This window comes from Amycolatopsis rhizosphaerae, assembly GCF_007713715.1.
GTDB lineage: Bacteria > Actinomycetota > Actinomycetes > Mycobacteriales > Pseudonocardiaceae > Amycolatopsis_E > Amycolatopsis_E rhizosphaerae.
In genome coordinates, this window is sequence record NZ_VJWX01000063.1 from 1 (window position 1) to 21826 (window position 21826).

Annotated in this window: 22 protein-coding genes; 18 read left to right on the forward strand and 4 right to left on the reverse strand. The window is 72.4% G+C overall.

Annotated features, from left to right (window positions below; genetic code table 11):
• Positions 1–108: 108 nt before the first annotated feature.
• Positions 109–2004: a peptidoglycan D,D-transpeptidase FtsI family protein gene (locus FNH05_RS09440; protein ID WP_144586955.1), complete on the forward strand. Its 1896-nt coding sequence runs from the start codon at positions 109–111 to the stop codon at positions 2002–2004.
• Between the two features lie 10 nt (positions 2005–2014).
• On the opposite strand, the gene FNH05_RS39730 is transcribed toward FNH05_RS09440, so the two are convergent.
• Complete coding sequence (locus FNH05_RS39730) at positions 2015–2149, reverse strand: hypothetical protein (RefSeq protein WP_281287604.1); 135 nt, start codon at positions 2147–2149, stop codon at positions 2015–2017.
• A 381-nt stretch (positions 2150–2530) separates the two neighbouring features.
• On the opposite strand from FNH05_RS39730, the gene FNH05_RS09445 reads away from it, so the two are divergent.
• The 8 genes from FNH05_RS09445 to FNH05_RS09480 all read left to right on the forward strand — a co-directional run bounded on the left by FNH05_RS09445 (position 2531) and on the right by FNH05_RS09480 (position 12853).
• Positions 2531–4075, forward strand: coding sequence for a UDP-N-acetylmuramoyl-L-alanyl-D-glutamate--2,6-diaminopimelate ligase (locus tag FNH05_RS09445; RefSeq protein ID WP_186382467.1), 1545 nt, complete (start codon positions 2531–2533; stop codon positions 4073–4075).
• Positions 4076–4079: 4 nt separating this feature from the next.
• A complete protein-coding gene (locus FNH05_RS09450) occupies positions 4080–5585 on the forward strand; it encodes a UDP-N-acetylmuramoyl-tripeptide--D-alanyl-D-alanine ligase (RefSeq protein ID WP_144586957.1) in 1506 nt (501 codons plus the stop codon).
• Positions 5582–6661: a phospho-N-acetylmuramoyl-pentapeptide-transferase gene (gene mraY / locus FNH05_RS09455; RefSeq protein WP_144586958.1), complete on the forward strand. Its 1080-nt coding sequence runs from the start codon at positions 5582–5584 to the stop codon at positions 6659–6661. The genes FNH05_RS09450 and mraY overlap by 4 nt, the downstream gene beginning before the upstream one ends.
• 3 nt (positions 6662–6664) lie before the next feature.
• On the forward strand, positions 6665–8059 hold the full coding sequence (gene murD / locus FNH05_RS09460; protein ID WP_144586959.1) for a UDP-N-acetylmuramoyl-L-alanine--D-glutamate ligase: 1395 nt from the start codon (positions 6665–6667) through the stop codon (positions 8057–8059).
• Positions 8060–8129: 70 nt separating this feature from the next.
• A complete protein-coding gene (gene ftsW, locus FNH05_RS09465; protein WP_144586960.1) occupies positions 8130–9557 on the forward strand; it encodes a putative lipid II flippase FtsW in 1428 nt (475 codons plus the stop codon).
• Between the two features lie 74 nt (positions 9558–9631).
• A complete protein-coding gene (locus FNH05_RS09470) occupies positions 9632–10654 on the forward strand; it encodes a UDP-N-acetylglucosamine--N-acetylmuramyl-(pentapeptide) pyrophosphoryl-undecaprenol N-acetylglucosamine transferase (protein WP_246127631.1) in 1023 nt (340 codons plus the stop codon).
• Entirely contained in the window at positions 10651–12057 is a 1407-nt protein-coding gene (gene murC, locus FNH05_RS09475; RefSeq protein WP_144586962.1) for a UDP-N-acetylmuramate--L-alanine ligase, read from the forward strand. Before FNH05_RS09470 ends, murC begins: the two co-directional genes overlap by 4 nt.
• Positions 12058–12070: 13 nt before the next feature.
• The gene (locus FNH05_RS09480; RefSeq protein WP_144586963.1) at positions 12071–12853 is read left to right on the forward strand and encodes a cell division protein FtsQ/DivIB; all 783 of its coding nucleotides are present in this window, start codon (positions 12071–12073) and stop codon (positions 12851–12853) included.
• 25 nt (positions 12854–12878) lie between these two features.
• Here FNH05_RS09480 and FNH05_RS09485 read toward each other — a convergent pair whose 3' ends face one another.
• Positions 12879–13313, reverse strand: a complete 435-nt coding sequence (locus FNH05_RS09485) for an OsmC family peroxiredoxin (RefSeq protein ID WP_144586964.1) — start codon at positions 13311–13313, stop codon at positions 12879–12881.
• A gap of 58 nt (positions 13314–13371) precedes the next feature.
• Between FNH05_RS09485 and FNH05_RS09490 the strand changes: the two genes are divergently transcribed.
• From FNH05_RS09490 to pgeF, 3 genes are all read left to right on the forward strand, one after another.
• Positions 13372–13878, forward strand: coding sequence for a DinB family protein (locus tag FNH05_RS09490; RefSeq protein ID WP_144586965.1), 507 nt, complete (start codon positions 13372–13374; stop codon positions 13876–13878).
• 275 nt (positions 13879–14153) lie between these two features.
• Positions 14154–15425 (forward strand): cell division protein FtsZ, encoded by a 1272-nt coding sequence (gene ftsZ, locus FNH05_RS09495; RefSeq protein WP_144586966.1) that lies wholly within the window; start codon positions 14154–14156, stop codon positions 15423–15425.
• Positions 15426–15466: 41 nt separating this feature from the next.
• Positions 15467–16174, forward strand: coding sequence for a peptidoglycan editing factor PgeF (gene pgeF, locus FNH05_RS09500; RefSeq protein WP_144586967.1), 708 nt, complete (start codon positions 15467–15469; stop codon positions 16172–16174).
• On the opposite strand, the gene FNH05_RS39155 is transcribed toward pgeF, so the two are convergent.
• Positions 16108–16407 carry a hypothetical protein gene (locus tag FNH05_RS39155; RefSeq protein WP_246127630.1) on the reverse strand — a complete coding sequence of 100 codons (300 nt, stop codon included), beginning with the start codon at positions 16405–16407 and terminating at the stop codon, positions 16108–16110. The genes pgeF and FNH05_RS39155 overlap by 67 nt on opposite strands.
• On the opposite strand from FNH05_RS39155, the gene FNH05_RS09505 reads away from it, so the two are divergent.
• The 5 genes from FNH05_RS09505 to FNH05_RS09525 all read left to right on the forward strand — a co-directional run bounded on the left by FNH05_RS09505 (position 16396) and on the right by FNH05_RS09525 (position 19922).
• Complete coding sequence (locus FNH05_RS09505) at positions 16396–17145, forward strand: YggS family pyridoxal phosphate-dependent enzyme (protein WP_425458429.1); 750 nt, start codon at positions 16396–16398, stop codon at positions 17143–17145. The two genes, FNH05_RS39155 and FNH05_RS09505, sit on opposite strands and share 12 nt — an antisense overlap.
• A gap of 65 nt (positions 17146–17210) precedes the next feature.
• Complete coding sequence (locus tag FNH05_RS09510; RefSeq protein ID WP_144586969.1) at positions 17211–17813, forward strand: cell division protein SepF; 603 nt, start codon at positions 17211–17213, stop codon at positions 17811–17813.
• A 138-nt stretch (positions 17814–17951) separates the two neighbouring features.
• Positions 17952–18275 carry a YggT family protein gene (locus tag FNH05_RS09515; RefSeq protein WP_144586974.1) on the forward strand — a complete coding sequence of 108 codons (324 nt, stop codon included), beginning with the start codon at positions 17952–17954 and terminating at the stop codon, positions 18273–18275.
• Between the two features lie 51 nt (positions 18276–18326).
• Positions 18327–19154 carry a DivIVA-like cell division protein Wag31 gene (wag31, locus tag FNH05_RS09520; protein WP_144586970.1) on the forward strand — a complete coding sequence of 276 codons (828 nt, stop codon included), beginning with the start codon at positions 18327–18329 and terminating at the stop codon, positions 19152–19154.
• A 102-nt stretch (positions 19155–19256) separates the two neighbouring features.
• The gene (locus tag FNH05_RS09525; RefSeq protein WP_144586971.1) at positions 19257–19922 is read left to right on the forward strand and encodes a hypothetical protein; all 666 of its coding nucleotides are present in this window, start codon (positions 19257–19259) and stop codon (positions 19920–19922) included.
• Positions 19923–19934: 12 nt separating this feature from the next.
• On the opposite strand, the gene FNH05_RS09530 is transcribed toward FNH05_RS09525, so the two are convergent.
• Positions 19935–20690, reverse strand: a complete 756-nt coding sequence (locus tag FNH05_RS09530) for an ArsR/SmtB family transcription factor (RefSeq protein ID WP_144586972.1) — start codon at positions 20688–20690, stop codon at positions 19935–19937.
• A 64-nt stretch (positions 20691–20754) separates the two neighbouring features.
• Between FNH05_RS09530 and FNH05_RS09535 the strand changes: the two genes are divergently transcribed.
• The coding region (locus tag FNH05_RS09535; RefSeq protein WP_222426561.1) for an MFS transporter at positions 20755–21826 on the forward strand (1072 nt) is incomplete at its 3' end.

Consider the following 21826-nt stretch of genomic DNA (forward strand, 5'->3'; position numbering starts at 1 on the left):
GACCCAGACCCCGTCGCCCACGACCAACGCCGCGCCCATCGAAGGGGACGCGGCGCAGGGCGACGCGCAGCAGCCGGCGGTCGTGCCGCCGCAGACCGGAGGGCAGCGATGACGGGCCGTGAGGCACGGCGCCGCGCCTACCGCGCACGGGTGCGGAAGGTGGCGGGAAGGCCGAGCGTGGCCACGGGCAAGGGCCGCTACGTGGCGGTGCGGGTGGTGCTGGTCGCGGTGCTGGTCATCGCCGGGCTCCGGCTCGTGCTCGTCCAGGGAATCCAGGCCGACGAGCTGTCGGCCAAGGCGGAAAGCCAGCGCACCACCACCATCACCGTCCCCGCGCAACGCGGGTCCATTCTGGACCGCAACGGGGTGGAACTGGCCTTCAGCGTGGAAACCCGGGCCCTCTCGGTCAACCCGAGGCAGATGCGCCGCACCTGGGAGGAGTACGCCCAGCGCAACCCCGGGCAGGGGCAGAACTTCGCGACCAGGGCGGCCGCCGCCGCCAGGTTCATCGCGGGAAAGCTCGCCGGAAAGGTCACCGAGAAGGACCTGCTCGACGCCTTCAACAGCGACCGGGCCTTCACCTACCTGGCGAAGGACGTGGAACCGTCGGTGGCCGACGAGATCCGCAAGGAGTTCCCCGAGATCGCGACCGAGAAGCAGGCCGCCCGCGAGTACCCGGGCGACGACCTGGCCTCCAACGTGGTCGGCCTGGCGAACTGGCGCACCGAGGACCAGGACGTCTCCAAGCACAACCTGCACGGCATCGCCGGGCTCGAGATGACCCGTGACGACGACCTCGCCGGGCAGGCCGGCCAGCGGGTCGCCGACACCGCGCAGGGCAGCAACACGATCATCCCGGGCACCGAACGGGACGTGCAGCCCGCCGTCCCGGGCAACGACCTGGTGCTGACCCTCGACTCGGACGTGCAGTACATGGTGCAGCGCCAGCTCGCCGACTACGTCGCCCGTTCGCACGCCAAGGGCGGCAGCGCGGTGGTCATGGACGCCAGGACCGGGGAGATCTACGCGCTGGCCGACGACCGGACGTTCAACCCGAACGACAAGGGCACCTACACCCCCGAGCTGATGAACGACCAGGCGGTGACCACGCCCTACGAACCGGGCTCGGTGAACAAGGTCGTCACCGCGACCGCGGCCATCGACCTCGGGCTCACCACACCCGACGCGACGAACGAGGTGCCGGGCTCGCTCAAGGTGGCCGACGCGACGGTGCACGACGCCTGGGTGCACGGCACCGTCGACTACACCACCGCCGGGATCTTCGCGAAGTCGTCGAACGTGGGCACGCTGCTGCTCGCCCAGAAGGTGGGTCCGGACAAGTACCTGGACTACCTCAAGCGGTTCGGCATCGGCCAGGAAACCGGGATGGGGCTGCCCGGCGAGAGCCGCGGCTCCGTGCCGCCGAAGTCCGGCTGGACCGGCAGCACCTTCGGCAACCTCCCGATCGGACAGGGCCTGTCCATGACGGTGGTGCAGATGGCCGGGATGTACCAGGCGATCGCCAACGACGGACTGCGCGTGCCGCCGCGCATCGTCAAGCAGGAGGTCAAACCGGACGGCACGGTGATCCCCGAGCCCGCGCCCGCCACGGAGCGGGTGGCCAGCCCGGAGACGGCGAAGACGGTGCGGGACATGCTGCGCGCGGTCACGCAGAGCGGCAAGGGCGGCAACAGCGGCACCGCGCCCACCGCCGGGCTGGAGGGCTACCAGATCTCCGGCAAGACCGGCACCGGCCAGCAGGTCAACCCGGTGACGAAGGCCTACAGCGACACGCTGTACAACATCACCTTCGCCGGGATCCTGCCCGCCGACAACCCGCGGTTCGTCATCGGGATCCGGCTCGACGCGCCGGACACCACGCTGCCGGTGGGCCACTCCGCGGCACCGCTGTTCCACGACATCGCGTCCTACCTCACCCAGCGCTACCAGATCCCGCTGTCGCCCGCGCCGAGCCCGTACATCCGCCTCGTCGCCGACAGCTGATCCGGCCGGTTCACCTCCGGTCCAGCAGGGAGGCGGCTTGCCCAAGCACCGGGGGCGCGCCGGGATCCAGCAGGACCCTGCCCCCTTCGAGGTGGGACCAGACACTGTCGTCACCCACCTGAGCCGCCACGTCCTGGGTGTTCATGCAGAGCCGGTCCTCTTCCCCTCGCGACAGCCGATCCGCGTGATCGAACCGTAGCCTCGGTCACGACCCCAGGGTGCCGCACCTGCTCACCGCGCCCGGCCCGGCCCGTGCGCGCGGCCTCTCCCGTCGCCACCGGGCGGGCACGGCGCGGCGGATCGGGACTGGTCAAACCCGGGGCCCGGCGGCAGAAGTGCGAGGTGCGGCGGGGTGCGGTATGGGTGTCCTTCCCACCGGTGGTGATCGGTGCACAAGGCGCACCGGCTCGCCGCGGCCTGCCGTGCCGTCGGTAACCTTCCGGGCGTGTCGGTCAACAACCACGGGAACAACCACGGCAGCACGACGGCGCCGCGGCCGGTCCCGGAAAACCCGGTCAAGGCCGCGATCGCGCCTCCACGCCCCGCGCGGATCGAGCCGGTCGGGCTCACCACCCTGGCCGCCCGCGCCGATGCCCGGCTGATCCTGCCCGCCGAGACCGGGGAGGCCGCCGAGAGCGCCGAAGTCGCCGTCACCGGCGCCACGCTGCGCGCCCAGCACGTCCTGCCGGGCGACCTGTTCGCCGCGCTGCCCGGGGCGCGGGTGCACGGTGCGGACTTCGCCGCCGAAGCGCTCGCCGCCGGCGCGGCCGCCGTGCTCACCGACGCCGAAGGCGCCGAGCGGCCCGCGGTGCGCGACGCCGCCGTCCCGGTCCTGGTGCACCCCGATCCGCGCGCCGTGCTCGGCTCGGTCGCCGCGTGGATCTACGGCGAGCCCTCGCTGCGGCTGGCGGTGCTCGGCGTGACCGGGACCTCCGGCAAGACCACCACCTCCTACCTGGTGGAGTCCGGGCTGCGCGCCGCGGGCCACACCACCGGCCTGATCGGCACCGTGGAGACCCGGATCGCGGGGGAGCGGCTGGCCAGCGCCTTCACCACACCCGAAGCCCCGGACCTGCAGGCGCTGCTCGCGGTGATGGCGGAACAGGGCGTGACCCACGTGCCGATGGAGGTGTCGAGCCACGCGCTCGCGCTGGGCCGGGTCAACGGCACCCGCTTCGCCGTCGGCGCGTTCACCAACCTCTCGCAGGACCACCTGGACTTCCACCGGGACATGGAGGAGTACTTCGCCGCGAAGTCCCTGCTGTTCGACGGCCGCTCCACCACCGAGGTCGTGGTGGTGGACAGCGCCTGGGGACAGGCGCTGGTCACCCCGCACACGATCACCGTGTCCACCGAGCCCGGGGCCGAGGCCACCTGGACGGTGAGCGAGCTGTCGAGCGCCCCGACCGGGGAGCAGGCGTTCACCCTGCACGGCCCGCGCGGGCGTTCCGCCCGCGCGACGCTGCCCCTGCCGGGCACCTTCAACGTCGCCAACGCCCTGCTGGCGGCCGCGATGCTGGACGCCGCCGGGGTCGGCATGGACGACATCGTCGCGGGACTGGCCGCGGTGGAGGTCCCCGGGCGGATGGAACGGGTCTACCTCGGCCAGGACTTCGCCGCTGTGGTGGACTATGCGCACAAGCCCGCGGCCGTCGCCGAGGCACTGGACGCGCTGCGGGCCCGCACCGAGGGACGGATCATCACCGTGCTGGGCTGCGGCGGCGACCGCGACAGCGGCAAGCGCCCGCTGATGGGCGAGGCCGCGGCGCGGCGCAGCGACGTGCTGATCGTCACCGACGACAACCCCCGGTCGGAGGATCCGGCGGCGATCCGCGCCGCGATGCTGGCCGGGGCGCGCTCGGCGGGTACCGGGGGACGGGTGCTCGAAATCGGGGACCGGCGCGCGGCGATCGTGAGAGCGGTCGGGTTCGCCGGGCCGGGGGATGTGGTGCTGATCGCGGGGAAGGGACACGAAACCGGCCAGGAGGTCGCCGGTGTGGTGCATCCCTTCTCCGACCGTGACGAGCTGGCCGCCGCCATCCGGCGCCGGCTCGAAGGACAACAGGAGTAGGCACTTGATCTCGCTCAGTCTGGCGGACATCGCCGGGATCGTCGGCGGGCGGCTGCACCGCACCGACGGCAGCCCGGTGGTCACCGGCAGCGTGGAATTCGACTCGCGTGAGCTCACCCCCGGCGGCCTGTTCGTGGCGCTGCCCGGGGAGAAGGCCGACGGGCACGACTTCGCCGCGCGGGCGGTCCAGGCGGGGGCGGCCGGGGTGCTGGCGGGCAGGCCGGTCGACGCGCCCGCGGTGCTCGCGCCACCGCTGCCGCCCGGACAGGCGCACGAGCGATCGGTCGCGCTGGCCGGGGACCGTGACGGCACCGGCGCGGCGGTGCTGGCCGCGCTGGGGAAACTTGCCCGCCACGTGGTGACCGAACTGGCCTCGCACGGGCTCACCGTGGTCGGGGTGACCGGATCGTCGGGCAAGACCTCGACCAAGGACCTGATCGCGCAGCTGCTCGAACCGCTCGGGCCGACGGTGGCGCCGCCCGGTTCGTTCAACAACGAGCTGGGCCATCCGTGGACCGCGCTGCGGGCCGACGAGACCACCCGGCACCTCGTGCTCGAGATGTCCGCGCGCGGGCCCGGCCACATCGCGGAGCTGGCCGCGATCGCCCCGCCCCGGATCGGCGTGGTGCTCAACGTCGGCAGCGCCCACGTGGGGGAGTTCGGTTCCCGGGAGGGCATCGCGCAGACCAAGGGCGAGCTCGTCGAAGCGCTTCCGGAGGACGGGCTCGCCGTGCTCAACGCGGACGATCCGCTCGTCGCGGCGATGGCGTCCCGCACCCGCGCCAGGGTGGTGCGGGTCGGTGAGCATCCCGGCGCCGACGTCCGGGCCGAGGACATCACCCTCGACGAGAACGCGCGCGCTTCCTTCCGCCTGGTGACCGCCGAGGGACAGGCGCAGGTGACTCTTCCGCTGCACGGCGAGCACCACGTCGGCAACGCGCTCGCGGCCGCCGCGGTCGCGTTCGAGCTCGGCTCCACGGTGTCCGAAGTGGCCGCACGCCTGTCCACTGTGGAACGCCGTTCGGCGCGGCGGATGGAGGTCACCACCCTGCCCGACGGGGTGACCGTGCTCAACGACTCCTACAACGCCAACCCCGAATCGGTGCGGGCCGCGCTCAAGACACTCGCCTCGATGAGCCAGGGCCGTCGATCTTGGGCGGTCCTCGGTGTGATGGGCGAACTGGGTGCCGATAGCGTGAGGGCGCACGACGAGATCGGCCGGCTCGCGGTCCGGCTCAACATCAGCAGGCTCGTGGTGGTCGGTGACCAGGCCGCCGCGATGCACCAGGGAGCCAGTCACGAGGGCTCCTGGGGTGAGGAGTCGGTTCTGGTGCCCGACACCGAGGGCGCCATCGCGCTCCTCCGTGCCGAGCTGAGCCCCGGTGACGTCGTGCTGGTCAAGGCTTCCAAGGTCGCCGGGCTGTGGCGGGTGGCCGACGCCCTGATCGAGGACCGCGCCTCCGGCCGGGACTCCTCGGGCACTTCGAACGGTAAGGATGGTGTTGCGTGATCAGCATTCTGATCGCGGCGGCGATTGGTCTCCTGGTCTCCATTCTGCTCACGCCGTACCTGATCCGGGTCTTCTCCCGGCAGGGTTTCGGTCAGGAGATCCGCGAGGAAGGCCCGCAGGGCCACAAGTCCAAGCGCGGCACTCCGACCATGGGCGGGGTGGCGATCATCGTCGCGATGATGGTCGGCTATTTCACCGCACACCTGGTGAACTGGCTCGCCTCCGGCAGGGACGCGCCCTCGGCGTCCGGGCTGCTGGTGCTGTTCCTGGCCGTGGGCCTGGGCGTGGTCGGTTTCCTCGACGACTTCATCAAGATCCGCAAGCAGCGCAACCTCGGCCTGAACAAGACCGCGAAGCTCGTCGGCCAGCTGGTGGTGGCGGTCGCCTTCGGCGTGCTGGCGCTGCAGTTCGCCGACCGGACCGGGCTCACCCCCGCCTCGCGCAACCTCTCCTACGTCCGCGACATCGCGCTGATCACCTTCCCGTCCGTGCTGTTCGTGGTGTTCTGCTACATCGTGATCTCCGGCTGGTCGAACGCGGTGAACTTCACCGACGGCCTCGACGGCCTGGCGGGCGGCACCTCCGCCATGGTGCTGGCCACCTACGTGGTGATCTCCTTCTGGCAGGCGCGCCTGGCCTGCGTGGTCAGCCCGCAGCCCGCCTGCTATGACGTGCGCGACCCGCTGGACCTGGCCGTGGTGGCCGCGGCCGCCACCGGCGCCTGCTGCGGGTTCCTGTGGTGGAACGCCGCGCCCGCCAAGATCTTCATGGGGGACACCGGCTCGCTCGCGCTGGGCGGGCTGGTCGCCGGCCTGTCCATCACCACCCGCACCGAACTGCTGGCCATCGTCATCGGCGGCCTGTTCATGGTCGAGATGATCTCGGTCGTGCTGCAGATCGCGGTGTTCCGGACCACGCGGCGGCGGCTGTTCCGGATGGCCCCCTTCCACCATCACTTCGAACTGGCCGGGTGGGCGGAAACCACGGTGATCATCCGGTTCTGGCTGCTGGCCGCCATCTGCTGCATGTTCGGCCTCGGGCTGTTCTACAGCGAGCAACTGGGCGCGGGAGGCTAGCCGGTGTTCGCCGGAACGAACGTCCTGGTGGCCGGGGCCGGGGTCACCGGCCGCTCGGCGGTGCCCGCGCTGCTCGGGCTGGGCGCGCACGTCACCGTCACCGACGGCGACGCCGCCCGGCTCGCCGAGCTGGAGGGGCTGGGCGCCGCCCTCGTGCCCGGGCTGGCCGAGCCGCCGGAGGGCACCGGCCTGGTGGTCACCAGCCCCGGCTGGCGGCCCTCCTCGCCGCTGCTGACCGCCGCCGCGCGCGCGGGTATCGAGGTGATCGGCGACGTCGAACTGGCCTGGCGGGTCGGGCGGACGCGGGAGCATCCGCCCACCTGGCTCGCGGTGACCGGGACCAACGGTAAGACCACCACGGTCGGGATGCTGGAGTCGATCCTGCGCGCCGCCGGCGTGCACGCCATCGCCTGCGGCAACGTCGGTTTCCCCGTGCTCGACGCGGTGCAGGCCGGGTACGACTGCTTGGCCGTGGAGCTGTCCAGCTTCCAGCTGCACTGGTCGAGCACCCTCGCGCCGCACGCGTCGGTGGTGCTCAACGTCGCCGAGGACCACCTGGACTGGCACGGCAGCCTCGAGGCCTACGCCGCCGACAAGGGCAGGATCCACGCCCACGCCGCGACCGTGGTGCACAACGCCGACGACCCGTGGTCGGTGAAGCTCGCCGAGGACCACGCGCCCCGCGGCGCCCGCCGCATCGGCTTCCGCCTGGACACCCCGCACCAGGGCGAACTCGGCCTGGTCGAGGACCTGCTGATCGACCGGGCCTTCGTCGAGGACCCGGCCCGGCACGCCGAGGAGCTGTGCTCCGCGCCCGAGGTCCGCCCGGCGGGCCCGCACAACCTCGCCAACGCGCTGGCCGCCGCCGCGCTGGCCCGCGCCTACGGCGTGCCCACCGCCGCGGTCGGTGACGGGCTGCGCGCCTTCCGGCCCGGCGCGCACCGCGCGGTCGAGGTGGGCGAGGCAGGCGGGGTGCGCTACATCGACGATTCCAAGGCCACCAACCCGCACGCCGCGGCCGGTTCCCTGCTTGCCCATCCGGACGTGGTGTGGGTGGCCGGGGGACAGCTCAAGGGCGCGTCGGTGGACGACCTGGTCGCCGTGGTGGGGCCCCGCCTGCGCGGTGCGGTACTGCTGGGCGTGGACGCCGAGGTGTTCGCGGGCGCTCTCGCGCGACACGCGCCGAATGTCCCCGTGCGGCGCGTCGCTTCGGGTGACGATGAGCCCATGAGAGCGGCGGTGGAGGCGGCGCGGCAACTCGCGCGCCCGGGCGACGTCGTGCTGCTGGCTCCGGCCGCGGCTTCGCTGGACATGTTCCGGGACTACGCCCACCGCGGTGACGCCTTCGCCGAAGCGGTGAGAGCGCTCTCCGAAGCGGAGGGGCAGGCCGGTGCCTGAGCGCCTGAGCCTCACCGCAGGCAGGCAGCGCGCCGGGCGGCGCCGGTGACCGGGCAGGGAGACCACGCGAGTGACCGCGGTTGAGGACAAGACCGGAACGAGCCAACGCAGGCCCCGGCGCAAGCGGCAGGACAGCCGTGCCGCCGGGGTCTACTCCGCGCTGACCGCGTGGCTGTCCCGCCCGCTGGCGGACTTCCACCTGGTGCTGGCGCTGACCGGCCTGCTCACCTCGATCGGCGTGGTGATGGTGCTCTCGGCCTCGTCGGTCGCCTCGGTCGACCCGGCCACCGGCTCCGGTGTGTACTCGCTGTTCAAAAAGCACCTGGTGTTCGTGGTCACCGGGGCGGTGGTGTTCTGGATCGGCCTGCGGATGCCCCTGCGGCGCACCCGGGCGCTGTCCTCGACCGCGGTGCTGGTCTGCCTGCTCATGCTGGCACTGGTGCTCACCCCGCTCGGCTCGTCGGGCGGCGGGGCGCAGCGCTGGTTCGTGGTGGGCGGCTTCTCCGTGCAGCCCGTCGAGTTCACCAAGGTCGCGCTCGCGCTGTGGGGCGCCCATGTCCTGGTCACCAAGTACGCGATGCTGCACCAGTGGCGGCATCTGCTGGTCCCCGTGGTGCCGGTCGCGCTGGTGATCTTCGCGCTGGTGATGGCGCAGCCGAACCTGTCCGGAACGATCACCCTCGGCGTGGTGCTGGCCTCGCTGCTGTGGTTCGCCGGCGCGCCGAAACGGCTGTTCGCGGTGCTGTTCGCGGGCGGGGTGGCCGGGGCGGTGACGCTGGCGCTGACCGCCGGGTACCGGCAGTCGCGCGTGCTGTCGTTCCTCTCGCCCGGCTCCGACACCAGCGGCGCGGCCTACCAGGCCACGCAGGCGAAGTACGCGCTGGCCGACGGGGGCCTGTTCGGAAAGGGCCTGGGCCAGGGACCGTCCAAATGGGCCTATCTGCCCAACGTGCAGAACGACTTCATCTTCGCCGTGATCGGCGAGGAACTGGGCTTCATCGGCTGCATCGTGGTGATCGGGCTGTTCATCGGCCTGGCCATCGTGGGCCTGCGCATCGCCACCCGTAATCTGGATCCCTGGATCCGGATCGTGGCCGGCACGCTCACCGTGTTCACGGTGTCCCAGGCGGGCATCAACATCGGCTACGTGGTCGGGCTGCTGCCGGTCACCGGGGTCACGCTGCCGCTGATCTCGGCGGGTGGCACCTCGATCTGGGTCACCATGTTCCTGATGGGGCTGCTGGCCAACGCGGCCCGGCACGAGCCGGAGTCCGTCGCGGCGCTGCGCTCACAGGGACCGGGTAAATTCGGTCGTCTGCTGCGGCTTCCCGCGCCCGAGGTGTACCGGCCGCCCACGAGGCGGCGTTCCGGCGGGCGCGTGGCGACGCCGAAGCGGGCACGGCCGTCCGCACGGGGCACCCGCTCCGCCCAGCCGGCGGAGCGCCGCCGCGCGGCGCCGGACTACGGTAGACGTTCGACACGGAGAGGGACCACGTGAGCCAGGCCGTAACCGGACGAGCCCCCACCGTCGTGGTGGCGGGGGGCGGCACCGCCGGACATATCGAACCCGCGATGGCGCTGGCCGACGCGGTGAAGCGGCTACGGCCCGACGCCACGGTCATCGCGCTGGGCACGGCGCGCGGGCTGGAGAACGAGCTGGTGCCGACGCGCGGGTACGCGCTGGAACTGATCCCGCCGGTGCCGCTGCCGCGCAAACCCACCACGGAGCTGCTGCGGCTGCCGTTGAAGGTGCGGGACGCGGTGAAGCGGACGCGGGAGGTGCTCGACCGGGTCGGGGCCGACGTGGTCGTCGGCTTCGGCGGTTACGTTTCCCTTCCGGCGTATCTGGCCGCGCGCGGGCGGGTGCCGATCGTGGTGCACGAGGCCAACCAGTCCCCGGGGCTGGCCAACCGGGTCGGCGCCCGGTTCGCCAGCCGGGTCGCGGTCGCGGTGCCCGGGACACCGCTGCCGAACGCGGAGGTCGTCGGGATCCCGCTGCGGCGGTCGATCACCTCGCTGGACCGCGCCGCACTGAGGGCCGAGGCACGGAAGCACTTCGGGCTGGACCCGGACGCGCCGACGCTGCTGGTGTTCGGCGGCTCCCAGGGCGCGCGCTCGATCAACACCGCCGTTTCGGGCGCGGCGAAGGACTTCGCCGACGCCGGGGTGGGCGTGCTGCACGCCCACGGCCCCAAGAACACCCTGGTCGTGCAGGAGTTCCCGGGCCGGCCGCCGTACGTCCCGGTGCCCTACCTGGAGCGGATGGACCTCGCCTACGCGGCGGCCGACCTGGTGCTGTGCCGGTCGGGCGCGATGACCGCGGCGGAGGTGTCGGCGGTGGGCCTGCCCGCGGTGTTCGTCCCGCTCCCGCACGGGAACGGCGAGCAGGCGGTCAACGCCCGGCCCGCGGTGGATGCGGGCGCGGCCCTGCTGATCGACGACGCGGACCTCACCGCGGCGAAGGTGGCCGAGCTGGTCATCCCCCTGGTCACCGATCCGGACCGGATCGCGAAGATGAGCGCCGCGCAGGTCGGTCTCGGCCACCGCGAAGCCGACGAGGTACTGGCCAGGATCGTGCTGGAGGCGGCGAAATGAACGTTCCGGAACAGCTGGGCCGGGCCCACCTGATCGGCATCGGCGGGGCGGGCATGAGCGGGATCGCGCGGATCCTGCTCGCCCGCGGCGCGCGGATTTCGGGCTCCGACGCCAAGGATTCCCGGGCCTTCCTCTCCCTGCGCGCGCGGGGCGCGCGCATCGAGATCGGGCAGCGGGCGGAGAACCTCGGTGACCCGTCCGCGGTGGTGGTCTCCACCGCGATCAAGGACAGCAACCCCGAACTGGCGGCGGCACGCGAACGCGGGATCCCGGTGCTGCACCGGGCGCAGGCGCTGGCGCTGCTGATGGAGGGGCACCGGGTGGCCTGCATCGCCGGGACCCACGGCAAGACCTCCACCACGTCGATGCTCACCGTCGCGCTCCAGCACTGCAGGCTGGACCCGTCGTTCGCCATCGGCGGGGATCTCAACGAATCCGGCGCCAACGCCCACCACGGCGAGGGCGGCATCTTCGTCGCCGAGGCCGACGAGAGCGACGGCTCGTTCCTCACCTACTCGCCGTCGGTGGCGGTAGTGACCAACGTCGAGCCGGATCACCTCGACCACCACGGCACTCCCGAGGCCTACGCGGCGGTGTTCTCCGCGTTCGCACGGCGGATCCGGCCGGGCGGCCTGCTGATCGTGTGCGGCGACGACCCCGCGGCGGACGCGCTGGGCGCCGAGGCGGAGGCAGCGGGCACGCGCGTGGTCCGCTACGGCCGCTCGGTGACCGGCGAGCGGGACGCGCGCGTGCTGGACTACCGGCCTGCCGAGACCGGCGGGCTGGTGCGGATTGCGCTGCTCGGCCAGGAGCTGGACGTGCGGGTCGCGGTGCCCGGCGAGCACATGGCGCTCAACGCAGTGGCCGCGCTGCTGGCCGGAGCCGAACTCGGCGCACCGGTCGACGGGCTCGTCGAGGGCCTGGCGGCCTTCGGCGGGGTGCGCCGCCGCTTCGAGTTCAAGGGCCGCTCCGGCGACGTGCGGGTGTACGACGACTACGCCCACCACCCGACCGAGGTGGCCGCCCAGCTGCGGGCGGTGCGCCAGGCCGCGGGCAGCGGCCGCGTGCTCGTGGTGTTCCAGCCGCACCTGTACTCGCGCACCAGGACCTTCGCCGCCGAGTTCGCCCGTGCCCTCGGGCTGGCCGACGAAGTGGTCGTGCTCGACGTCTACGGGGCGCGGGAGGAACCGGAGCCGGGGGTGACCGGCGCGCTGATCGCCGACCGCGTCGCCGGTGCCGGGGTGCACTACGAGCCCGCGTTCGACCGGGTGGTGCCGCTGGTGGCGGACCTGGTCAAACCCGGCGACCTGGTGGTCACCATGGGCGCGGGTGACGTCACCCAGCTCGGCCCCGAGATCCTCGCCGAGCTCGACCGGCGCTCCGGCGAGGACACCCTCCGGTGAGGGCGGTGGCCTGATGGTCACGCGGGAGCGCGGGCAGCGGCGCGGACCGGCCACGCGGCGGGGCACCGGGCGGCCCGACCGGGGGCGCCCTCCCCAGCCTGCTCGCCGGAAGACCAGGGCCGCGTTGCGTCGGCGTGCGCTGCGGCGCCGGTGGGTGGCGCTGCTGAGCGTGGTCACCGTGCTCGCCCTCGCGTACGTGGTGTGCTTCACCTCGCTGCTCGGGGTTCGCACGGTCGAGGTGAGCGGGGCGGCCGCCGTTCCCGTGGACCAGATCAGGGCCGCCGCCGAAGTGCCGGACCGGGCCCCGATGCTGCTGCTGAACACCGGGGAGATCGCCGGGCGGGTCGCCCAGCTGCCCGGTGTGGCCTCGGTGGACGTGAGCCGGTCGTGGCCGTCCACGGTCCTGATCACCGTCACCGAACGCGATCCGGTCGCCTTCTTCACCGCCGCCGACGGGATGCACCTGGTGGACGGGACCGGACTGGACTACAAGACGGTCAAGAACCGGCCGGACAAGCTGCCCGAGCTGAGCCTGGCCCGCGTCGCGCCGGACGATCCGGTGACGCGCTCGGTGACCGCCGTGCTGCGGTCCTTGCCGCCGGAGCTGAAGCCCCAGGTCGCCACGGTGCGCGCGAAGACGCCGGGGGGTGTGGAGTTCACCCTCGCCAACGGGAAGGTGGTGCGCTGGGGGAGCGCGGAGAACCCCGACCGCAAGGCGAAGGTGCTCGCCGTCCTGCTCACCCGCGAAGGCAAGACCTACGACGTGGCCAGCCCCGAACTCCCCACCATCTCCTGACCCCCGCTCAGCCGAACCGCGGCGTTCAGGCCAAGGCGGCGTCGAGGGTGATGGTGGTTCCGGCGAGGGCCTTGCTGACGGGGCAGGTGCGTTCGGCGGTCTTGGCCAGTTCGGCGAAGGTGTCCGCGTCGACCCCGTCGACGGTGGCGCGGAGGGTGATCGCGATGCCACTGATCTCCAGGCCGCCACCGGCGGCCGGGCCGAGGGTGACCTCCGCCCGGGCGTCGATCGCCTCGGCCACCAGGTTTTCCTTGGCCAGCACCCCGGAGAGGTTCATCGCCAGGCACGACGAGTGCGCGGCGGCGATCAGCTCTTCGGGACTGGTCTTCCCGTCGGGGCTTTCGGTGCGCGACGGGAAGGTCACGTCGAACTCGCCGGCACCCGACGAGACGAACGTGACGTGGCCGGTGCCGCTGCGCAGATCGCCCGTCCAGCGGGTCGTCGCGGTGCGGATCGTCATGGCTCCTCCTGGCGGGAAATCGGACCGGCTGTCGTACCACGATGGCAGACTCCGAGCCATGACCGACGCACCCAAGCGGGTTGAGCCCGCGTTCTCGGGCGGGCAGCGGGAGCAGCTGACCGCCTTCCTCGACTACCAGCGTGGCACGGTCACGTGGAAGTGCGGGGGCCTGTCCGACGAGCAGGCGCGCCGCAGCCTGGTGCCGAGCGAGCTCACCACGGTCGCCGGTCTCCTGCAGCATCTCACCCTCGTCGAGGAGTACTGGTTCGGCGTGGTGCTCGACGGGCAGCCCAATTCCTGGAAGGAGGCGCTGGAGGAAGACCCCGACGCCGAGTTCCGCCTCGCCCTGCGCACGCCGATGAGCGAGCTGCTGGACGGGTACGAGCGGCAGTGCGAGCGGAGCCGGGAGATCACCGCGAAGCTCGCGCTGGAGGACGAGGTCCCCTTCCGCGGCGGCACGATCAACCTCCGCTGGGTGCTGATCCACCTGATCGAGGAGACCGCGCGGCACGCCGGGCACCTGGATCTGTTGCGGGAAATGACCGATGGCTTGACCGGAGAGTGATCTTCGCGGGAAAGTGGTGACCGCCAGGACCGCCGCACGGGCCGGTTCCGCCGTGTGTTCCGCTGTGCCGCCCGGTGATTTTGCACCGGGCTCGGCGACACGCGGCGTGGCTGCTGGATTCCGGCGTGCCTGATCCCTACCGTCCTGCACCAAGCTGGAAGTTGACATAACTCTAAGCCTTGAGTTTAGGTTGAGAGTTTTGGCTGGTGCCCCGTGTCGGCCGTGTCGGTTTCTGGCGAGCGGTACGAGTACTTACGATCAGGAAGGCGGACCCGATGACGCCCCCGCACAACTACCTCGCGGTGATCAAGGTCGTCGGCATCGGCGGTGGCGGCGTGAACGCCGTGAACCGCATGATCGAGGTCGGCCTCAAGGGTGTCGAGTTCATCGCGGTGAACACCGACGCGCAGGCACTGTTGATGTCCGACGCCGATGTCAAGCTCGACATCGGCCGCGAGCTGACCCGCGGTCTCGGCGCCGGGGCCAATCCCGAGGTGGGGCACAAGGCGGCCGAGGACCACCGCGAGGAGATCGAGGAGGTGCTCAAGGGCGCCGACATGGTCTTCGTGACCGCGGGCGAGGGCGGCGGCACCGGCACCGGCGGGGCGCCCGTGGTGGCGTCGATCGCCCGCAAGCTCGGTGCGCTGACCATCGGCGTGGTCACCCGGCCGTTCACCTTCGAGGGCAAGCGCCGGGGCAAGCAGGCCGAGGACGGCATCCAGGCGCTGCGCAACGAGTGCGACACGCTGATCGTCATCCCCAACGATCGGCTGCTGCAGCTCGGCGACATCGGGGTGAGCCTGATGGACGCCTTCCGCTCCGCCGACGAGGTGCTGCTCTCCGGTGTGCAGGGCATCACCGACCTGATCACCACCCCGGGTCTGATCAACCTCGACTTCGCCGACGTGAAGAGCGTGATGTCGGGGGCGGGCAGCGCGCTGATGGGCATCGGTTCGGCCCGCGGTGAGGGCCGGGCCGTGCAGGCCGCGGAGAAGGCGATCAACTCCCCACTGCTCGAGGCCTCGATGGAGGGCGCGCACGGCGCGCTGCTGTCCATCGCGGGCGGCTCGGACCTCGGCCTGTTCGAGATCAACGAGGCCGCCTCGCTGGTGCAGGAGTCGGCCCACCCGGACGCCAACATCATCTTCGGGACGATCATCGACGACTCGCTCGGCGACGAGGTGCGGGTGACCGTGATCGCCGCCGGGTTCGACGCGGGCGCCCCCACCCACAAGAAGCTGGAGCCGCCGACGGTGGGTTCCCGGTCCACCACGGCCTCCGCCGAGGCGGGCCAGGTGCGCACCGCGCCCACGCCGTCGACGCCGCCCCCGCCCGCCTCGAACGCGTTCGCGCCGGTGACCCCGCCGCGCAGCCCGGCCCCGAGCTACCCGGCACCGCAGACGCCGTCCCTGCCGCAGCCGGGCGCGGGCAGCCGCAGCTACCCGGGCTCCCGCACCACGCCGGGCGCCCTGCCCGGCCGTGCCGTCCCGGTCACCGACGACCCCACCGATGACGAGGTGGACGTCCCGCCCTTCATGCGCCGCTGACCCGCGCCACCGGCCGCGGGGCGGCGTGGGAAGGTGAAGGGGTGCGTGTCAGGCGAGTGGTGACGACCCGCGACGGCGGGGTGTCGGCGGGGAAGTTCGCGTCGTTCAACCTTGGTGATCACGTCGGGGACGATCCCCGGGCCGTGGCGGCGAACCGGAAACGGCTCGCCGGGGAGCTGGGGCTGGACCGGATCGCGTGGATGGAGCAGGTGCACGGGCGCACGGTGACCGTCGTGGACGGCACCGAGCGGGGCCCGGCCGAGGCCACCGACGCGCTCGTCACGGCGACCCCCGGGGTGGCCGTGGCGGTGCTGGTGGCGGACTGCGTGCCGGTGCTGCTGGGCGATCCGGAGGCCGGGGTCGTCGCGGCGGCCCACGCGGGCCGGGTCGGGGCGCGGATCGGCATCCTTCCGGCGACGCTGAAGGCGATGACCGAACTGGGTGCCGAACCCGGTCGCATCGAGGCGCTGCTGGGGCCGTCCATCTGCGGCGAATGCTATGAGGTCCCGGCCGAGATGGCCGCGGACGTGGAGAAGCACCTGCCGGGCAGTGCGAGCCGGACCCGCCGGGGCACCCCCGGTCTGGACCTGCGCGCCGGGTTGTGGCGGCAGCTCGCCGAGGCGGGCGTGGGCAGGATCGGGGTGGACCCGCGGTGCACCGCCGAGGAGCCCAGCCTGTTCAGCTACCGGCGGGAAGGCACCACCGGCCGGATCGCGGCGGTCACCTGGACGGAGGCGGAGGCCGCATGAGCGATCATGGCGAAGCCGCCGCTCGTGCGGGCCGACCGGGTGCGGGTGTCCGGCAGGAGACTGGAGGCCGCGTGAGCGATCATGGCGAAGCCGCCGCTCGTGCGGGCCGACCGGGTGCGGGTGTCCGGCAGGACACTGGAGGCCGCGTGAGCGATCATGGCGAAGCCGCCGCTCGTGCGGGCCGACCGGGTGCGGGTGTCCCGCAGGACACTGGAGGCCGCGTGAGCGATCATGGCGAAGCCGCCGCTCGCGTGGGTGGCGAGGATCGGAAGGCGGAACTGGCGGAGGCGCTGGCCGCGGTCGAGGCCCGGATCGAGCGGGCGTGTGCCGCCGCCGGGCGCCGCCGGGACGAGGTGCGTCTGCTCGCGGTGACGAAGACGTTCCCGGCCTCCGACGTCGCGCTGCTCACCGATCTGGGGCTGACCGATTTCGCGGAGAACCGGGATCAGGAGGCAGGCCCGAAGGCCGAAGAGGTCGCGGAGCTGCGGCCGGAGGCCCGGGTCCGGTGGCATATGGTCGGCCGGTTGCAGCGGAACAAGGCGCGGTCGGTGGTGCGGTGGGCCCACGAGGTGCAGTCGGTGGACTCGATCCGGCTCGCCGACGCGCTCGCCAAGGCAGTACGGGCGCAGGGGACGCCGCCGCTGGCCGTGTTGATCCAGGCCAGTCTCGACGCCGATCCCGCCCGCGGCGGCTGCCCGTTGTCCGAACTGGACGCCCTCGCCGGGTACATCGCCGGGGCCGGGGGTCTGGACCTGCGGGGCGTGATGGCCGTCGCGCCGCTGGGCGCCGATCCGGCCGAGGCCTTCGCCCGCCTGGCTGAAGTCGCCGTGCGGCTGCGGCGCGATCATCCCGGTGCGACGGAGGTTTCCGCTGGTATGAGCGGTGATCTGGAGCAGGCGATCGCCCGGGGGGCGACCTGTGTGCGTGTCGGAACCGCGCTGCTCGGCGGGCGCGGTTTAGCCTCGCCCTAGCGAGATCACCCGGAGGGGCTCCATTATGGCCGGGTGAGCAGGGTGAGGGAGCGGCAGGGAGAGGCATGAGTGCGCTGCAGAAGCTGAAGGCATACTTCGGCATGATCCCGGCCGACGGGGACGGCTACGAATCCTACGACGGCTATGAGGGGGCCGGTGACTACCGGCGGGAGTACGCCGAGGACGGCTACGAAGGTTATGACGAGGAAGATCCGCCGGCGCGCTCAAGGCGACGCTACCGCGCTGCCGAATACGAAGACGAGGCGGTCCGCTCACGGCCGTCCCGCGAGCCCACGGTGCACGGGGCGCTGGCCGTGGACCGGCAGCCCGAACCCGTCGCGCGCCTGCGCCCGGTACCGGAGGCGGCGCGTGCGGCGCAGCGAGACCCGTTGAGCCGGATCACCACCCTGCACCCCACCAGCTTCCTCGACGCGCGGGCCATCGGGGAGGCCTACCGCGAGGGCGTGCCGGTGATCATCAACCTGACCGAGATGGACAACGCCGACGCCAAGCGGCTGGTGGATTTCTCGGCCGGGCTGGCCTTCGCCCTGCGGGGTTCGATGGACAAGGTGACCAACAAGGTCTTCCTGCTGTCGCCGCCGGATATCGAAGTGACCGCCGAGGACCGTCGCCGGATCGCGGAGGGCGGCCTCTTCCTTCGTCACTGAACGTGACGTTCGAACGCCCTCAGTACCCGGTCGAGTGTAATCGCTCCCTGACTCAGCGTGGGCGACTACTCCATTCGGGTGAGACAGTTGGATATATCACAGTTGGATTACGGCATCCGGACACACCGGACCCGAGGGATGTCCGGGTCACGCCGAGCGTGTGGCAGAGTGGGTGTCGTGGATGTCTTCCGGCTGGCCGTCTACTACGTGCTATTCGTCTTCTGGCTGCTGCTCACAGCGCGTGTCGTGGTCGAACTCGTCCGTTTCTTCGCGCGTGAATGGCGGCCCGCCGGCGGGGTTGCGGTGACGCTCGAGACCATCTACACAGTGACCGACCCACCGGTCCGGCTAGTCCGGCGGATCATTCCGATGGTTCGGATTGGCGGCGCCGGACTGGACTTATCGATTATGGTGCTGCTGTTGGTTGTGTCCTTCCTGATGCAACTGACGTATCCCGGATGATCGGGGAATCCGGGAAGTCGGAGCAGGCCATGGAGTGCGTGAGGTGATCTGATGTCGTTGACCCCCGCTGACGTGCATAACGTCGCGTTCAGCAAGCCACCCATCGGCAAGCGGGGCTACAACGAGGACGAGGTGGATGCATTCCTCGACCTGGTGGAGACCGAGCTGGCCCGGCTGATCGAGGACAACAACGAGCTGCGCCAGCAGGTCGAGCAGCTCGACGCCGAACTGGAGAGCACCCGGGGCGATCTCGAAGCCGCTCGCGCCGGCGCGGTGCGTGAGGAGGCCCCGCGGCGCCTGGCCCCGGTGCCGCCGCCGTCGCCCGTGGAGCAGACCCAGGCCCACGCGATGGACGCGGGCGAGCCCAACGTGCAGGCCGCCAAGGTGCTGGGCCTGGCCCAGGAGATGGCCGACCGGCTCACCGCCGAGGCCAAGACCGAGTCCGACGGCATGCTGGCCGAGGCGCGCGCCAAGTCGGAGCAACTGCTCTCCGACGCGCGGGCCAAGTCGGATTCGATGGTGAACGAGGCGCGCACGCGTGCCGAAACGATGCTCAACGACGCGAGGACCAGGGCCGAGACCCTGGAGCGTCAGGCGCGCGACAAGGCGACCTCGATGGAGCGCGAGGCGCAGCGCAAGTACACCGAGACCATGAACAACCTCAACGGCGAGAAGACCACGCTGGGCAAGAAGATCGAGGAGCTGCGGACGATCGAGCGGGAGTACCGCACGCGGCTGCGGGGCTTCCTCGAATCCCAGCTGCGGGAACTCGACGACCGCGGCTCCGCGGCCCCGGCGTCGGCGACCTCCGGCGGTTCGGGCTCCGGCTCGGGCGGCGGACAGGGCTACTCCTTCGGGCCGCGCGCCGAGGCGGGCTGATCCCCGCCCAGGCGCGGCCTGCTGGTCGCGCCGGGTAGCGGTTCCGGCGCTCCGCGCGGAGGGTCGGGACCGCCCGAGGGCCTGCCCGTGCTGTAATGCACCGTGCTCTACATCGTGCTTATCCTGGTCCTGGCCGCGCTGGGGTTGCTGATCGCGGCACTGATCACCGCGAACGCGCTGTGGGCCTGGGTGTCCATCGGGCTGTCGGTGCTGGCAGGGCTGTTCCTGGTGATGGACTACCTGCGCCGGCGCCGCCGCCGTCGGCGGCCGGAGACCGAGGAGGCCGACGGGGACGCGGTGGGGACGGACGCCTCCGCTCCCACCCGGACGCTGAGGCTCGGTGCGGAGGGCAGTGATGCCACCGACGACACCGAGGTCACTCAGGCCGCCGAGGTCACCGAGGTTACCGGGGCCACCGGGAGCGGCGAGCCCGGTGAGGCCACCGAAGTCACCGAGGCGAGCGCGCCCGGCGGCGAGGGTGCCGAGGCCGGGGGCGGCGATGCCGCCGAGCCCGGCGAGACGGCCGAGGAGCCCGGTGAGGAGCCGACGGCACCGGAGGACGTGCAGGTGGTGGCCCGGTTGGAGACCGAGGTGGTCGTGGTCGACGAGTACCCGCGGTACCACTTCCCCGACTGTGCCTGGCTCGAAGGCCGCACCACGATCCCCTTGGTGGTCAAGGAAGCACGGGAACTGGGCTTCACCCCGTGCGCCCGCTGCACCCCCGACGCCCGGCTCGTCGCCGCTCACCGCGCCGAGCCCGCCTCCTGACGAACGGGAGGGTCACGCGGCGAGCGTGACACCGAAGCGGGCGTCCAGTTCGATGATGCCCCGATCCGTCAGGCGCACCGCCCGGTGCCCGGGCGCGCGCCGCTCGATCCAGCCCAGCCGCTCCATCGCCACCGCGAGTTCCGCCCCGAGGCCTCCGGCGAGGTGGTGGCGTTGCTCGGACCAGTCGAGGCAGAACCGCAGCAGGGGCCGTTTCCGCCGTCGCACCGCGTCGACGTCCACGCCGAGCGACCCGAACACCGGCTGCGCCTCGGGACCCAGTGTGTAGGGATGCGTCGTGAGCGGGGCGGAAAGACGATCGCCCTCCCGCCGCCGGGTGGACCGGACACCGTCGGTGGCCGCGAGCGCCCCGGCCTCCAGCAGTGCCGAGGTGACCGCGACACCCAGCCGTCCCGCCAGATGGTCGTAGCAGGTGCGGGCGAAGCGAAGCGCCTGGGCGCGCGTGCCCGCCTTGAGCGAGCGCACCGGCTGCGGCGGGGCGAACCGCGCGAGCGTCTCCATCACCTCGGCGACCTCCGGTCCGGCCAGGCGGTAGAACCGGTGCCTGCCGGACCGCTCGACGGTGACCAGTCCCGCTTCCCGCAGTTTCGCCAGATGCGCGCTCGTGCCCTGCGCGGACAGCCCGGCTTCCCCCGCCAGCACCGAGGCGGCCAGCGACCGGCCGTCCGCCAGGGCGGCCAGCACCCGCGCCCGGGCCGGATCGGCGAACAGTGCGGCCGTGGCGGCGATATCGGCGTCTCCACCCGTCATGCCTCCAGGATGCCCCAGCGACACTTCCGCCCCGCTGGAAGTTTTCCCGCGATGTGCTGGGGGCATGATCCGCCAGAGCACCACCACTCGCACCGCGCTCCTGCTCACCATGTGCGCGGGCATGTTCCTGGTCCAGCTCGACGTCACCGTCGTGAACGTGGCCCTGCCGACCATCGGTGCCCGTCTCGGCGCGGACCTGCCGACCCTGCAGTGGATCGTGGCGGGCTACGCGGTCGTGCTCGCCGCGTTCCTGCTCTCCGGCGGCGCGCTCGGGGACGTCGTGGGGCACCGGCGGGTCGTGGTCGGCGGGTTCGCGGTGTTCGGTGCCGCGTCCGCGGGCTGTGCGCTGGCCCCGTCCGGTCCGGTGCTCGTCTCCTTCCGCCTCCTGCAGGGGCTCGGGGCCGCGCTGCTGCTGCCCGGCACCCTGGCCGTGATCACCCGCGCCTACCCGCAGCGGCGCGAGCAGGCGCGGGCGCTGGGCGTCTGGGCGGGTGTTTCGGCGCTGGCACTGGCCGGCGGGCCCGTGCTGGGCGGGCTGCTGGTGGCCGCCTGGAGCTGGCGCGTGCTGTTCTGGCTCAACGTGCCGCTGGTCGCGGTGGCGATCGCGGCCACGCTGCGCGTCGTGCCCGAATCGCGGGAGCCCGGCCGCCGCCCCGACTTCGCGGGCGCGGTGACCGGGGCGGTCGCACTGGCCGCGCTGGTGTTCGCGGTGATCCAGGGCGCGGTGGTGGCCGCGGCGCTGGCGGTGGTTTCGGCGGCGGCCTTCGTGCTCGCCGAGCGCCGGGCCGCGGACCCGATGCTGCCGCCCGCGCTGGTGCGCTCGCGGCAGTTCACCGGCGCGAACCTGGTGGCCGGGGCGATGAACTTCGTCGGGCTGGGCATGATCCTCGTGCTCACGCTCTACCTGCAGGGGGTGCTCGGCTACCCGCCGCCTGCCGCCGCCGTGCGCCTGCTGCCCGGCTTCCTCCCGCTGTCGCTGATGGCCCCCGTGACCGGGCGGCTCACCGGGAGGTTCGGGCCCCGGCCGCTGATGATCGCGGGCCTGGCGCTGGGCGCCGTCGCCCTGCTCAACCTGCTGCGGGTCTCGCCGGACAGCGGGTACCTGACCGTGCTGCCCACCTGGTTCGGCCTCGGCC